Consider the following 14,453-nt stretch of genomic DNA (forward strand, 5'->3'; position numbering starts at 1 on the left):
GGCCCAGTTGGGCCAGCGCGGTGGGCATGAGAGAAGATGCAGGAGCAGGCACGGACTCGCCAGGTGTTCATGGGACTTCGACACTCACATGATCACTGAGACCGTGCCTGCGCTGCGTCCGCCCCCTGCCCGAACCGGGATGTCCCCTCCAAGGACGGGCCAGCACGACACTCCAGACGAAACGTGATCATGCAACGGCCCCTGGGGCGGACCTTGAGTTCCTCGGCGATCTTGTGGATCTCCTCGGCCGCCTTGGCCAGGCGGTCGGCGGCCGCCTGGACCGTTCCGCTGTTCGCCTGGTCGAGCCACTGCAGCATGCGCTCGTGGCTCATGTTCTCGAAAGGGTTGCCGCCGGGCATCAGATCGTGCCTCCCGCGTCGCCACCGTCGGCCGGGGGCTGGGTCTGGGGCTTGGTCTGTTCGGGTGCCGTCGCGTCACGGGCCGGGCCCTGGGGGGACGCCGACAGTTATGTCCACATGCCCGGCGGAGCGGCTACTCAGAGGCTCCTCTTCATGCGCAGTTCAGCGTCTTGACTGTAGCGGGAAAGTAGGCCCGCATAAAATTCTCGATTTCTTTCCGAGGAGGACCACTCACGACACTTTCACTCTTGAGCAGAAGGCTGAGTGTAAAATACGAACCAGCTCTCGTCCCGCAAGGAGCCGTCGCAATTGCGCCATCGCTTCCAATGGCCGCCTTGTATCTGAAGTTGATCATTCTGGGTGCGTGAAGATTCGAGGTGGAATTAACAGATTCCGCCACCTCAAGTGGATCGATTGCATCCGAGTGCCACGCGAATCTAAACCTAAGAGCCGGGTCTCCATCTACCAATACCTCACACCATGAGGATGGCTTAGGTTTGTCTCGATCTACTCTATTTCGCTCGACAATTTCTCCACCGGTCGGCAAAATCGCACTCGAGATTTCTCTACTCACTCTGGTCCCACAAAGCGACTCGGGATTCTCGTTACGATTACTTTCCCCTTTGAACCACAGTACGGAAGTAACAACGGTGCACCCAAGCAGCACCAGAGGAAGAGAAAACTTGAGGGTGCGCCTCACTGGCCAGCCTTTCCAGAAACACCCCGAGCACGATCGATTCCAGCCTCTGCCGACTTCTCTGCTAGATCCTGGGTGACATAGTCCGGCTCACCACCAGAGCCATGGACTTTTCTCCACTCTTCAGCGAGCGCCGTCAGTTGCCCGTTCCGGTTCTCGTAGCTGGCAATTTTTTCGTCAGCCGCTTTTTCATCGATCTTCTTTTGCTCATCTTCCAGCCACTTACCCACCACATAATCAAAGCCCTCCTGCACGTCTCCACCCACGACTGGAATATAACTCAGCCCCTTACCAATGGCCGGCTGGGCTTCGAACGCTGCAACTTTGGGATCATCTTGCGCCTGAGCCCGCGCTTCCTCCAGGAAACCGATTGTCCTTCCGGATCGAATCAGGGACTCGGTAGACCCTGAATCCCCCTCGTGAAGGTCGGCCACCATCGCCTGGTTCAGTCCGCCATTGAGGATGCCATACGCGTCCTTGTCTTTGGATAGCTGCTTCGCCACTTCGAACAATTGCGCCTGATCCAATGAAGCCTTGTCCATGTCGACTTCACTCATGGCTGCGTGCACACTTTCCCCATGATTGACAAGAATGTTCGCCATGGGCTCTCTGAGTGACGCGGGGTATGCATCGCCGCTATCGGCCAGGTACTCGATGCACGATTTGAATACCTTAGTGTTCTGCTGCGAATGCTCTACGTAGTGAGCCTTATCGTCGGAAGGGTCGATGCCAGTCGCTGCAGCCTGAAGGGCTGCACCGAATCCAACGCGGTCATCTCCATCAAGGCCCGGCGAGTAGTGGGAAGCTGTCGGGCCTTGATGTTCATGTACAGTGACTTCCCAGTCACGCTCCTTCATCAGGTACTTCATGTTGTCGTCGGAACTCAGATAGCGTGCTGCCGTGTCGGGATCGTGGCTCATGAGGCCGAGCACGCCATCCACCGGGTCGTTGGCGAACCAGCCACCGTCCTTACCGCTGTACTCATGCTTCAACTGCCAGATGTCAGGCTGGCTCTTCTCTGCCTTGATCATGTCGTCGGCGAGGTCCTCAAGAACGTCAGGCGCATAGCCGTGGCCCTTCCGCATGAGAGTGACGAGCGACTGATAACCCACGGCCTTGTCGAGCCGTGCACCCTGAGCGTCAGTGGAATAGCTCTCAACGCCGGCCTTCTGCATGTCGGCACGCCACTCCTTGTACCAGTCGGACTTTGTGTCCTTGGTCGCCGTAGCAAGAGTGTTGGCCAAGCCGGTCTCGATCGCCGCGTAGGCACCGGTGGGATCGCCGTTGCTGCGAAAGTGGATAAGGTCATTCAGCTCATTCGTAGTCTTGATCGTGCCTTTGGCACCCAGGCCATCCAGAAGGGTCTGCGCATAAGCACGGTCATCACTGTTATCACGAAGTGTCCGCTTGAGCTCTGCGAGGTCCTCGGCCGAGACATGTTCCCCCTTGCTGATCTTTGTGAGGATTTCATCTGCTTTCTCAGCCTCGTATTCTTCGACGTCGCTCTTCGCCTGACCGTTGAACCCTTTCCCCTCCGCGATGATGTCCGAGTCGATCACGACCGCTTGCAGTGCGATCTGGACGCCGGCATCTGCGTCCGCCACGTTTTTCACCGCCGTGTTGATGCGGTCCTGCCAGGAGTGCACAGCATCCATGAAACCGGGGTCATGAACCATTGCCCTGTGCTCGGCCTCAGTCATCTTCTCGGTATCAAAGCTGACGATTCCCTGCTCTGAGACCTTCATGCCCGCTTCGATGGCTTCCTGACATGCGGCCTTGAGTCTGCCGCGTAGCTCGACGAACTGAGCGTGCGCGTCGCGCAGTAGCGACGCAATCGCTTTGGCCTCCGTTTGCGCGTACTGAAATTGTTTGAGGGTGACGTTGAAGCGCATATTCGCCACCTGGGCGCTCAGCCCCTGCCACGTGTTCCCCATCGAGATTCCGTGTACGTCACGCTGGTACGCCTTCTCACGCTTCGCGAACTCCGCTGCCATGCCCTCCCAGCGGTCGGCAGCAGTAGTGAGCGTGGACAGTTCGGTACTCATGATCTCGTGATATGTCGGCACGTTTTCCTCGTACAGCTCAAGGGATTCGGGGTCAGTACTGGTCGAGCGAGGACGATCGCTGGACCCCGTACGCGACGGAGATGTCTGTTCTCTGAAACAGGTAGTTGGTGCTGCGCAGCGCTTCCTTCTCCGAACCGAGCCGATCCATGAGGTTCTTGACCTGCTCACCCCAGGTCTTGTGCGCCCTCTTCAAAGCCGCCGAAGTGAGCCAGCCCTCCCCATCCTTCGCCTCGAAGGCTTTGACAGCAGAGGTGGTCTCATCGTCTGCCCATCTGCCTGACTGGCTGGTGTCGGGCTCGATATGGTCCTCAATCGCTTTCGCTGCTGCCCTCTTCTCTGCTGGCGAAGACGCGAAGTCCTTCCGGCCGCCAGGTGTGATGTTCGGGCCCGTAGAAGTTCCCCCATCAGCTGGGATCTCGTTGAGTCTCATACTGACGGACTTTCCAGCCACACCATCCGGCGTCTGGGATGGTTCCGCCGCTCCTGTCATTCTGTCTCGTCCTCCATCTCCTCGCCGCCCAGTGCCGCAGAGGCGAACAATTGATCACGACAGTTCCAACAAGCTGCGGTTGTGCTTAGACGAAGGAGCGCCGACGTCTGATCACGACAACTGCCGTTACGCAGCCGACGATCAGTGCGCTGGCACCAATGCCTGCAGCAATCCAGAGGACGATGTCATCGTCTTGGGAGGCGTCGACAGCTCCTGAAGCGCCGTCTTCCGTCCGCCCTTTTGCGTCCTGGGACACGGAGGCGCTTTCTGACGGTGATGCGGCCGCCTCTGAAGTTTCAAAGTCGGGGAGCGGATACTCGTCGGCGGGGCCCGGGTCTCCCGGGTTCTGCAGGGCAATGCGCGGGCGGACGATTCCGTACCCGATGGAGTCGTTGCGCTTGGCCCCGTCGGTGGGGGCGCCGATGGTGTTGAGCATGACCCGGAGGACTTGGTTGTTGGTCCAGGTGGGGTGCTTGGACCAGATGAGGGCGGCGCTGGCGGAGGCGATGGCTGTGGCGTCGCTGGTGCCGTGGGACTTGCAGAAGCCTGTTCCGCCTTTGCAGGCCGCGACCATGTCCTCGCCTGGCGCGGCCACGTCAACCTGGGGGCCATATTGGGACTCGTCTGTCCTGTGGAGATCCCTACCCACAGCCGCGACCCCCACCACGCCTGGCGTGGCGGCTGGGTACATGACCTGGTTAGCCTCGTCGCCGTCATTGCCTACACCGGCGAAAATCAGCGATCCCTTGTCCAAGGCATACTTCACCGCGTCCGTGAGCTGCGGAGAGCCCTCGGTGCGCGCCAGGGAGACGTTGATGACTTCGGCACCCGCGTCCGCGGCATATCTGATCGCCTTCGGAGCAATTTCGTTGAACCGCTTGTTGCCCTCAGCCTGACTCGCCGCCGTGCCGGACTTAGGCATGCGAATAGGGAGGATCTTCACACCAGGGGCGAGTCCATACGCTCCAGCTCCGCCACCGTAAGCTCCGGTCCCGGCGATCAGGGCAGCCATTCCCGTGCCGTGTCCGTCGTAGTCGGTGTGTTCGTTACCCGACTGTTCCTCGGCAAAGTCCCTGCCTGGGAGAACTTGCCCCTTCAGATCGGGAGTGGTCGAATCCACTCCGGAGTCGACGATGGCGACTGTGATGCCTTCGCCAGTGCTGACCTGCCACATCTGATCGGCTTTCATAGCGTCGAGAAACCACTGTTGCTCGCGGATCGTCTGGGCGTGCGCCGCAGTACCTGAAGCGCCTACCAGCAGCAGGCCAAGAATCGCCGATATCGCGGCACGGTGGCGTCCGTGTCGCAGGCTGGTGGTACGCGTGAGGTTCACTGTCTCCGCTCCTGGCTAGCGTCAGTCGATGACCGGTGGCACGTTACGGCCAGTTCCCGGTCGCTGAGTCTCCTGTTCGGCGGCCGAACGGCGTGGCTGCCCGCTCCTGCTTGCGGTGTTCGTTGAGGAACTCGGCCGGGGCGTACGAGTAGTCCCCGTGCCCTTGGTCTCACCAGAGCGAGCGCCGCTGGATGCCCCGCCTGCAACACCGCCTCGCATCGCACCAGAAGTGGTCGCGCCGGGTCCATGGCTTCCCGACCCCACCGATCCCCCAGCAGCTGGCGTCACACGGCCCGTCCGCTGCGTAGTGCCCCCGACGACACCACCGCTCGGTGACGGAAGTCGGCGGCCAGGCGTCTGTCCCTGTTGACCGGCTGCTCTCCCCATGGGAGTCGTCGTCCCTACCGTCGGGCCGAGCGGGGCGCGACCGGCCGAGCCCGGTGCGCCGATCACAGTTCCGCGGTGGAGCGCGCCTGTCTGACCGCCCAAGGGCGGAGCGACCGGGCGACCACCGATGATTCCGGTACCCGCCGGTACTCGGGCCGGACTGGGAGAAGGAGGCAGCGGGCTGGGCGATTGAGGCATGCGGCCAGGTACCCCTTGCCGTCCCAGCGCCGGCGGGCTAGTCGGAGGAGCAGTCGGCCCGCCTCGGGGCATCGAGGGGATCAAACCGGTCTGGGGAGCGGGTCCTGTGCCGTCCAGACGCCCTGCGCTCTGCGGGCCGCTGACAGGCCCCGCCGTAGTCTGCCTTTCTGGCAGAAGCGTTTCCACAGAGTCGATACCCATTCGAGTCGGGGGCACGTGCTCCAGCGGCTCGACACGCTCACGCGAAGGGGTATCCAACGACCTCCGGACATCAGAAGTAGTGTCCCGACTCTGACGGGAAGCTGAGATGGCAGTCTCGCCAACCGACGAGGCGCCCGCGGAGGAAGTGCCGGAACCGACCTGAACCGAGCCACCACGGACGTCTTCAGTTCGGTCCGGCACGAACGCCTCAGGCGGCGGCGGAAACGTAGGCCTTTCCAGCGCGTTCAGCTGTACCGCTGAGAACTCGTACGCCTGGCCGAGTTTGATCATCTCGGCGGCGGCCTCCTGGCGGACCTTCTCCTTGTTGGCGGCCAGTGCCGCGAGCTCACTCGACGACTTGGACGAGATCTTGTCCGCGTCCGGGTCGTTCGGGGCCGACGCCGCCGCGACGAGGTTGGACTCGGCGCCCTTCGTGTCGCGGGGGATCGCCGCCTGGGCTCGGGCGATCGCGTCCGAGGCCTGGGCCAGCCACTTCGCCGAGCTTTCGCTGAAGTCGCCCAGGCGGAGCGTGGAGTTGGCGAGGTCGGCGGTCCAGGTGCGGAACGCGTCGGCGCCCTCGCCCTTCCACTCCACCCACTGGGGGCGGACCTTGAGTTCCTCGGCGATCTTGTGGATCTCCTCGGCCGCCTTGGCCAGGCGGTCGGCGGCCGCCTGGACCGTTCCGCTGTTCGCCTGGTCGAGCCACTGCAGCATGCGCTCGTGGCTCATGTTCTCGAAAGGGTTGCCGCCGGGCATCAGATCGTGCCTCCCGCGTCGCCACCGTCGGCCGGGGGCTGGGTCTGGGGCTTGGTCTGTTCGGGTGCCGTCGCGTCACGGGCCGGGCCCTGGGGGGACGCCGGCAGGCCGGGGTCGTACACGCCGCCGTAGTGTTCCGTCGTCTCGGCGCTGATCGCGGCCATGCGGTCGCGGATGTCCAGGTCGATGTTCTGGTAGCCCTTGTGGGACGCCATGACGGCGATGCCCATGCCCTCCATGGATTCGGCGAGGAGTTTGGAGAGGTTCTCGAGCTCCGTGATGACTGTCTCGTACGCGGTGAACAGGCCGGCCGCCTGGGCCCATTCGCCGTTTCCGCCGCCGAACTGGGCGCGGGCCAGCGGCTCCTGGCCCACCTTGCCCGGGCCTGCGTCCGAGGCCTTGAGGTCGGTGATCAGTTGGTCCACGCGCTTCTTGAACGCCGTGAACGACGTCAGCTCCGTCGCCACGTCCGCGGCCGCGTCGCGTGCGGTGTCGAAGATGCCGGACACCCACGAGGATCCCGTCGCGCCGTCCGTCGAACCGCCGTCCGCCATCACTGCCCTTCCCCGTAGCACCGGCAACTCATCGACCACTTTAGCTATTTGCTGTGACAGTGTGGTGTCCGGGGCGAGCAGAGCGCATCCGTGTTCGTACTCAGGCGTGGGGCGCGGGGACGGCTGTGAGCGACATGGCTGAGAGCGTCAGCCGGCGTTCGCGGGTGGAATGCGGGAAACACGCGTGAGGCCGCGCCCCGCCGACGGCGTACCGGTTCGGTCGCGTCGTCGGCGGGGCGCGGCCCGCGGAGGATGGATCAGGACACCCGTCGTGCCCCCGCCGACGGGACCGCCGCGAACACCCTCGGGGCCGTGAAGTCCGCCGCCGCGAAGGCCTCCTGGACCGCCTTCGTGACCGTGTCCGCGTCCGTCGACTCGACCAGGACGATCGCCGAGCCGCCGAAGCCGCCGCCCGTCATGCGGGCGCCCAGCGCGCCCGCCGCGATCGCGGTGTCGACGACCAGGTCCAGCTCGGGGCAGGAGATACGGAAGTCGTCGCGCAGGGAGGCGTGGCCCTCGACCAGGACGGGGCCGATCGCGCGCGTCTCGCCCGCCTCCAGCAGCGCGATCACGCGCTGCACCCGGTGGTTCTCCGTCACGACGTGACGGACCAGGCGGCGGACCTCCTCCTCGTCGCCGAGTCGCTCCAGTGCCGCGTCCAGTTCGGCGTACGCCACGTCCCGCAGGGCGTCCACGCCCAGCAGGGCGGCGCCCTTCTCGCAGCCGGCGCGGCGCTTGCCGTACTCGCCCTCGCTGTGGGAGTGCTTGACCTGGGTGTCGACGACCAGCAGTTGCATGCCCTCGGCCGCGAGGTCGAAGGGGATCTGCTTCTGGGAGAGGTCGCGGGTGTCGAGGAACAGGGCGTGGCCCTGCTCGCAGCAGGCCGAGGCGGTCTGGTCCATGATGCCGGTGGGAGCGCCCACGTAGACGTTCTCCGCGCGCTGGCACAGTCGGGCCAGCTGCCAGCCCTTCAGGCCGAGGCCGAAGAGGTCGTTGAGGGCCAGGGCCACCACGACCTCCAGCGCTGCCGACGAGGACAGGCCCGCGCCCGCCGGGACCGTCGACGTCAGGTGCACGTCCGCGCCGGTCACCGTGTGGCCGGCCTCGCGCAGGGCCCAGACGACGCCCGCCGGGTACGCCGTCCAGCCGCGGTCCGTCTCGGGGGTGAGGCCGTCCAGCGCCAGCTCCACCACACCGCCGTCCACGTCGGAGGAGTGCAGGCGCAGCACGCCGTCAGTGCGGCGGGAGACCGCGGCGACGGTGGTGTGCGGGAGGGCGAAGGGCATGACGAAGCCGTCGTTGTAGTCGGTGTGCTCGCCGATCAGGTTGACCCGGCCCGGCGCCGCCCACACCCCCTCCGGCGCCGCCCCGTACAGCTCCTCGAACCGCTCGGCGACGGCGACCTCGGCCCCGACCTCTACGGCCTCTGCCTCGCTCATGCCCTGACCCTGACCTTTCCTTGCCCACCGGCCGGCATTCCGGCCGAACCCTACCGACCGCGGCACCGGCCGAACCATCGACCGACGCGCCGGCCGAACCATCGACCGACGCGCCGGCCCACACCATCACCAGTACGACGGCAACTCTGGCCCACACCATCACCGGTACGACGACGACTCTGGCTCACGCCGCCCTCACCGGTACGTCCCCGGCCCCGGTCGCCGGGCCGGAGCCGTGTGTCATCCCGCCTGCCGCCGCGCGAACTCCCACGCGTCCGCCACGATCCCCGCGAGGTCCGCTCGGGACGGGTTCCAGCCGAGGCGGTCGCGGGCCGTGGCGGCGGAGGCGACCAGGATCGCCGGGTCGCCGGCGCGGCGGGGGGCGACGACCTCGGGGATGGGGTGGCCGGTCACCTGGCGGACGGTCTCGATGACCTCGCGGACGGAGAAGCCGTTGCCGTTGCCCAGGTTGCAGATCAGGTGTTCGCCGGCCACCGCGGCGTCCAGCGCGAGCAGGTGCGCCTCGGCGAGGTCCGCGACGTGGATGTAGTCGCGGATGCAGGTGCCGTCGGGGGTGGGGTAGTCGTCGCCGAAGACGGAGATCGCCTCGCGGCGGCCCTGCGCGACCTGGAGGACCAGCGGGATCAGGTGGGACTCGGGGTCGTGGCGTTCGCCGCAGGAGCCGTAGGCGCCGGCCACGTTGAAGTAGCGCAGCGACACCGCGCCCAGGCCGTGGGCTGCGGCCTCGCCGGTGATCATGTGGTCGACCGCGAGCTTGGACGCGCCGTAGGGGCTCGTCGGGCGGGTCGGCGCGGACTCCACGATCGGGGTGGTCTCGGGCTCGCCGTACGTGGCGGCGGTCGAGGAGAAGACGAGCTTGCGCACGCCGGCCTCGCGCATCGCGCCGAGCAGGGCCATGGTGCCGCCGACGTTGTTGTCCCAGTACTTCTCGGGCTTCACGGCGGACTCGCCGACCTGCGAGAACGCGGCGAAGTGGAGCACGGCGTCGAAGGAGGCGTCGAGCCACTTCGCGGCGTCGCGGATGTCGCCCTCGATGAAGGACGCGCCCGCGGGGACGCCCTCGCGGAAGCCCGTGGAGAGGTTGTCGAGGACGACGACCTCGTGGCCCGCCTCCAGCAGATGCTGGGCGACCACGCTGCCGACGTAACCCGCACCGCCCGTGACCAGGTACTTACCGCTCATGAACTCGCTACCTCTCGCAGTCGCTCGGCCGCGCGCTCCGGCGGCACGTCGTTGATGAACACGTTCATGCCGGATTCGGAACCCGCGAGAAACTTCAGCTTGCCGGAGGTGCGGCGGATGGTGAAAAGCTCGAGGTGGAGCGCGAAATCGTCGCGGTTGACGCCCTCGAAGTCCTCCAGCGCGCCGAACGGTGCCTGGTGCCAGGCGGCGATGTACGGCGTGGGCGGTTCACCTTCGCCGAATATCCGGTCGAAGCGCCTCAAGAGTTCCAGGTAGACCTGGGAGAACTCTGTGCGCGCTTCCTCGCCGAGCGCCAGGAGGTCCGGCACGCGGCGGCGGGGGTAGAGGTGGACCTCGTACGGCCAGTGTGCCGCGTACGGCACGAACGCCACCCAGTGCTCGGTCTGGAGCACGATCCGGTCACCGGCCAGTTCGCTCTCCAGTACGGCGTCGAAGAGGTTCTCCCCGCCGGTGGCGTCCTTGTGGGCCGCGAGCGAGCGCAGCATCAGGGCGGTCCGGGGGGTGGTGAAGGGGTAGGCGTAGATCTGCCCGTGGGGGTGGCCGAGGGTCACACCGATCTCCGCGCCGCGGTTCTCGAAGCAGAAGACCTGCTCGACGGAGGGGAGATGCGACAGCTCCGCGGTGCGGTCGGTCCAGGCCTCCAGGACGAGGCGGGCCTGCTCCTCGCCGAGGTCGGCGAAGGACGCGTTGTGGTCCGAGGTGAAGCAGACGACCTCACAGCGGCCGGAGTCGCCGGCCAGCGACGGGAAGCGGTTCTCGAACACGACGACGTCGTAGGAGGAGTCGGGTATCTCGCTGAGCCGGTCGCCCTGGGAGGGGCAGAGGGGGCATTCGTCGGCCGGCGGGTGGTAGGTGCGGCCCTGCCGGTGCGAGGCGATCGCGACGGAGTCGCCGAGCAGCGGGTCCCGGCGCACCTGTGAGGTGGTGACGGTGCGCTCCAGGGGCCGCTTGTCCACCGCGTCGCGCACGGTGTCGTCGCGCAGGTCGTAGTAGATCAGCTCACGACCGTCGGCCAGCCGGGTCGAGGTCTTCTTCACGCCGGACTCCCCATCCGTACCCGCAATCGAGCGATCAAGCGATCAAGCCATCACGTCATCGAGCTCACCAAACAGAACCGAACACATCAAAGCACAAGTACCCACGCTCGTCACCATCACAATTAAACAAAGATCACCAGAAACGAAGATCGCTGGAGCCTGGGATCCAAGTGGGCTGCGTATGGGGAGTTTCGCCGTGTTCCTCGGCGCCGGGCTCGCCGCCCCGGAGGTCGGCGAGAGCGAGCCTCGGCCTACCGAGTCCCTTGTTTCCGCCCTAAGACAGGGGCGGTCGTCGGCTCAGCTCGATTCTGTTCGGCTTGGCAGCATCCTGATCGCGGGTGCCGATCGTGGTGGCCGGGTTCGTCGTCCTGGCGTGCGTCACACTCGGCGGCCTCTCCCCCGGCGCTCTGCCATGAGGTCCCCCGGGGGGCAGCCTGCTCGGGCCGGGCCCGAGCAGGCGGACGCGGTGCGGGCTGATCGGCGCGGACGACCTCGGCCGCGGTGCGCGCCACGGACGCCCGGGTCAGCCAGGTGAGGAGCAGTTCCCCCGGACTACGGAACTCGACCCGTGAGCGAAGGGCGGGCGTCGCCGGAATCCCGCGCCACTCGAGCATCCGCAGAACGGCGCGCCGACAGCCTTGCCGGCGTCAGGTTCCGGCACGGAAGAGGTCCTCGGCCTCGGCCACGTGGAGCGCCCGTTCCCCCCAGACCTTGAGCTGCGCGCGGTCCGTGCAGGAGGTGACTCGCTCACGGACCGTGTCCGGGACCGGAATGCCCCGCCATTCGAGAACCTCGATGATCATCTCGGCTCGGCCCAGGATCCGACCCTGCTCCCGGCCTTCCTCCCGGCCTTCCTCCCGGCCTTCCTCCCGCGTCTGCTCGGCCAGCGGGTGTCGCCAGAAGTACTGCATCTCCGTCATCAAGTCCCTCCACAGCTTCCGCGCCTGGGGATCCACCAGGCATGAGTCGACGAACTGCACGAAGACCGCGGCGCTTTCCGCGTCGATGCTCCGCAGGGCGGCTACCAGGGATTCCAGTATGGCCGCAGCCTGGGCGCCCCTGCCATGTGTCATCGCCGAGAGCGCCGCGAGAGCCGGGTCCTGCTTGGCCGTCCACTCGTCCGCGATCACCGGGACGTTGTCAGGGCCCAGCACCAGGGGTCGTACCGTCAGCGAAGGGCAGCCGCGCACACCCAGATGGATGGGCTCCCCCGCCCAGCGGGCCGTCGCGGCGTTCTGGGTGATCACGATGAGCACCGGGTCGCACCGGTACTTCGCGTACAGGTAACTGAGGTAGTACGGCCAGCTGCGCCTCTTGTCCTCGTCCTTCTTGCCCTGCGACTCGACGACCAGGAGGTACGTCCCCCCGTCGGTCTCCGCCCGCAGCAGAGTGTCCACGCGCCGCTCGACCGGCTCGATCTCCGTGAGGTCGACGTTCATGGCGGCGAACTCGCGCGGCTCGGGGAAGGGCACGTGCAACACCCTTTGCAGGGTGCGGGTGAGTAACGCGGGGTCCTTCTGGAAGATCCGGTGCAGTGCCTCGTGCGACGAGCTGACCATCGGCTCTCCCTCCTTTCGTTCGGCTGATCAACGAGTCATGCGGCGGCCAGGTCACACGGCAGTTCGCACCACACGTATTTGCCCGACTGCCCGAACCGGGAGGACGGCTGAAGCAACTCCGAATGCTCTTTCGTAAGGTGAGGGAAGCGTCGCTGGAACCCACAGCGTCACGGGATTTCATCCACCGTTTGGCGAAGGAGCTGTGAGAAGCGTGCCGGATCAGGCCCCGCTCTGGCAGAAGTCCACGTACTCCGGCGGCGGTGAAGGGGACACCTGTGTCGAACTGGCCGCCGTCCCCGGATGCATACGTCTCCGCGAGTCCGACTCCCCCTCCACTCACCTTCGCACCACCCCCGCCTCCCTCGCCGGCCTCCTCCTCCATATAAAGGCGGGCCGTCGGCGTGTGACGGCCCTCTGAAGCAGCATGGAGCACTTCATGACTCGGGCCCCGCTCTGGCAGAAGTCCTCGTTCTCAGGCTTCGGCGACGGCAACGACTGCGTGGAACTGGCCACTGACCCGGACGCCATACACGACATCCGACTCCGGGAATCCGACACCCCGACCACCCAGCTCCGCACGACCCCCACTCCCCTCGCCGGCCTCCTCCTGCACATAAAGGCCGGCCGACGCCATGTGACGGCCCGCTGAGGAAGCATGGAACGCTTCATGGCTCAGGCCCCGCTCTGGCAGAAGTCCACCTTCTCCGGGGGCGCCGAGGGCAACGCGTGCGTCGAACTGGCCGCCGTCCCCGGATGCATACGTCTCCGCGAGTCCGCCACCCCCGCCACCCACCTCCGCACCACCCCCGCCCCCCTCGCCGGTCTCCTCCTCCACCTAAGGCGGGCCGCTGCGGGAAACCCCCGGTGACACGCGGGGGCTCGCTGGATGGTGGGGCTGACGTGCTGCTTCCTACGGTGGGGCCATGTCTACCCCCACACCCTTCATCCTCCTCCGCCCAGCCCGGCGCACCGGTGCCGCCGTGGCGGCCCTCCTCGCCCTCGCCCTCCTCGGCACCCTCTCCCCCGCCCACGCCGCAGCCGACCCCCTGCAACGCGACGCCGACGCCGTGCGGGACAGCGGCGTCACCGGGGTGTCCGTCCGGGTGGACTCGCCCCGTGGCGCACGGACCGCCCGGAGCGGCGTGGGGGACCTGACGACGGGGGCGCCCGTACCGCCCGCCGAGTACATCCGGATCGGCAGCACCACCAAGACGTATGTCGCGACCGTCGTCCTGCAACTCGTCGGTGAGGGGCGGCTGTCCCTGGAGGACTCCGTGGACCGGTGGCTTCCCGGCGTCGTCCGCGGCAACGGCAACGACGGGCGGCGCATCACCGTCCGCCAGCTGCTCCAGCACACCAGCGGTCTGCCGGACTACATCGCGGACGTCGTCCCGGACCTGAGCGCCGCCGGGTACCTCGAGCACCGTTCCACGACCTACACCTCCCGGGAGCGCGTGGCCTTCGCCATGACGCATCCGCCCGTCTTCGCGCCGGGCGCCCGCTGGGAGTACTCCAACACCAACTACATCCTGGCCGGGATGGTGATCGAGGCGGTCACCGGCCGGGGCTGGGACCAGGAGGTCGTGGAGCGGATCGTGCGCCCGCTGCGGCTCACCCGGACGTACGCGCCGGGCTACGACCCCCGTCTCCCCCGCCCCCACGCGCGGAACTACCAGCAGTTCGAGGCGGCGGAAACGGGAGGCGGGTCGGCATCAGCCGCAAGCCCCGGTTCCCTCACCGACACCACCCTCGCCTACCTCCCCTTCGACGGGGACGCCGACGGGTCGATCATCAGCACCGCGGCCGACACCAACCGCTTCTTCTCCGCGCTCCTGGGCGGCCGCCTCCTCGCCCCCGCCCAGCTCGCCGAGATGCGTCGCACGGTCGCCGTGCCCGACACCCCCGGCGAGGTGCCGGGCTCGCGGTACGGGCTGGGGCTGGCCTGGACGCCGCTGAGCTGCGGCGGCGGCTACTGGGGCCACAGCGGCAGCGGCTTCGGCTATCTGGCGTGGCCCTCGACCACCGGGGACGGCCGGGTCTCGGTGACCGTAGCCGTGCACAGCCGGCCCGCCGACGAGGCGACCGCCGTTCGTCAGATCCGCGCCATCACCGACCTGGTCGACCACGCGGTCTGCGCCCGGCCCCGGTAGACG

Annotated in this window: 13 protein-coding genes and 1 pseudogene; 5 read left to right on the forward strand and 9 right to left on the reverse strand. The window is 66.7% G+C overall.

The genetic code is table 11. From position 1 onward, the window contains the following. Positions 1 to 92: 92 nt before the first annotated feature. The 9 genes from AC067N_RS11765 to AC067N_RS11805 all read right to left on the reverse strand — a co-directional run bounded on the left by AC067N_RS11765 (position 93) and on the right by AC067N_RS11805 (position 12,300). Complete coding sequence (locus tag AC067N_RS11765) at positions 93 to 359, reverse strand: hypothetical protein (RefSeq protein WP_478678725.1); 267 nt, start codon at positions 357 to 359, stop codon at positions 93 to 95. 696 nt (positions 360 to 1,055) lie between these two features. Then, positions 1,056 to 3,101 carry a hypothetical protein gene (locus tag AC067N_RS11770; RefSeq protein WP_478678726.1) on the reverse strand — a complete coding sequence of 682 codons (2,046 nt, stop codon included), beginning with the start codon at positions 3,099 to 3,101 and terminating at the stop codon, positions 1,056 to 1,058. A 52-nt stretch (positions 3,102 to 3,153) separates the two neighbouring features. After that, the gene (locus AC067N_RS11775) at positions 3,154 to 3,552 is read right to left on the reverse strand and encodes a hypothetical protein (RefSeq protein ID WP_478678727.1); all 399 of its coding nucleotides are present in this window, start codon (positions 3,550 to 3,552) and stop codon (positions 3,154 to 3,156) included. Positions 3,553 to 3,697: 145 nt separating this feature from the next. Then, positions 3,698 to 4,945, reverse strand: a complete 1,248-nt coding sequence (gene mycP, locus AC067N_RS11780) for a type VII secretion-associated serine protease mycosin (protein ID WP_478678728.1) — start codon at positions 4,943 to 4,945, stop codon at positions 3,698 to 3,700. Positions 4,946 to 6,486: 1,541 nt separating this feature from the next. Beyond that, entirely contained in the window at positions 6,487 to 7,041 is a 555-nt protein-coding gene (locus AC067N_RS11785; protein ID WP_478678729.1) for a hypothetical protein, read from the reverse strand. 257 nt (positions 7,042 to 7,298) lie between these two features. Next, on the reverse strand, positions 7,299 to 8,480 hold the full coding sequence (galK, locus tag AC067N_RS11790) for a galactokinase (RefSeq protein ID WP_478678730.1): 1,182 nt from the start codon (positions 8,478 to 8,480) through the stop codon (positions 7,299 to 7,301). Between the two features lie 240 nt (positions 8,481 to 8,720). Continuing rightward, positions 8,721 to 9,683, reverse strand: coding sequence for a UDP-glucose 4-epimerase GalE (galE, locus tag AC067N_RS11795; RefSeq protein WP_478678731.1), 963 nt, complete (start codon positions 9,681 to 9,683; stop codon positions 8,721 to 8,723). Continuing rightward, positions 9,680 to 10,741 carry a galactose-1-phosphate uridylyltransferase gene (gene galT, locus AC067N_RS11800; protein ID WP_478678732.1) on the reverse strand — a complete coding sequence of 354 codons (1,062 nt, stop codon included), beginning with the start codon at positions 10,739 to 10,741 and terminating at the stop codon, positions 9,680 to 9,682. The genes galE and galT overlap by 4 nt, the downstream gene beginning before the upstream one ends. A gap of 647 nt (positions 10,742 to 11,388) precedes the next feature. Then, entirely contained in the window at positions 11,389 to 12,300 is a 912-nt protein-coding gene (locus tag AC067N_RS11805; RefSeq protein WP_478678733.1) for a hypothetical protein, read from the reverse strand. A 104-nt stretch (positions 12,301 to 12,404) separates the two neighbouring features. On the opposite strand from AC067N_RS11805, the pseudogene AC067N_RS11810 reads away from it, so the two are divergent. The 5 genes and pseudogenes from AC067N_RS11810 to AC067N_RS11830 form a co-directional block, all read left to right on the forward strand. Next, positions 12,405 to 12,506, forward strand: a pseudogene (locus tag AC067N_RS11810) (transcriptional regulator); the annotation flags it as partial. Positions 12,507 to 12,511: 5 nt separating this feature from the next. Next, entirely contained in the window at positions 12,512 to 12,718 is a 207-nt protein-coding gene (locus AC067N_RS11815; RefSeq protein WP_478678734.1) for a DUF397 domain-containing protein, read from the forward strand. 18 nt (positions 12,719 to 12,736) lie between these two features. After that, the gene (locus AC067N_RS11820; protein ID WP_478678735.1) at positions 12,737 to 12,949 is read left to right on the forward strand and encodes a DUF397 domain-containing protein; all 213 of its coding nucleotides are present in this window, start codon (positions 12,737 to 12,739) and stop codon (positions 12,947 to 12,949) included. Between the two features lie 18 nt (positions 12,950 to 12,967). Then, the gene (locus tag AC067N_RS11825) at positions 12,968 to 13,168 is read left to right on the forward strand and encodes a DUF397 domain-containing protein (RefSeq protein ID WP_478678736.1); all 201 of its coding nucleotides are present in this window, start codon (positions 12,968 to 12,970) and stop codon (positions 13,166 to 13,168) included. Positions 13,169 to 13,223: 55 nt separating this feature from the next. Then, positions 13,224 to 14,450: a serine hydrolase domain-containing protein gene (locus tag AC067N_RS11830; RefSeq protein ID WP_478678737.1), complete on the forward strand. Its 1,227-nt coding sequence runs from the start codon at positions 13,224 to 13,226 to the stop codon at positions 14,448 to 14,450. Positions 14,451 to 14,453: the final 3 nt, after the last annotated feature.

The sequence above is a fragment of the Streptomyces sp. NPDC042364 genome (genome assembly GCF_056437585.1).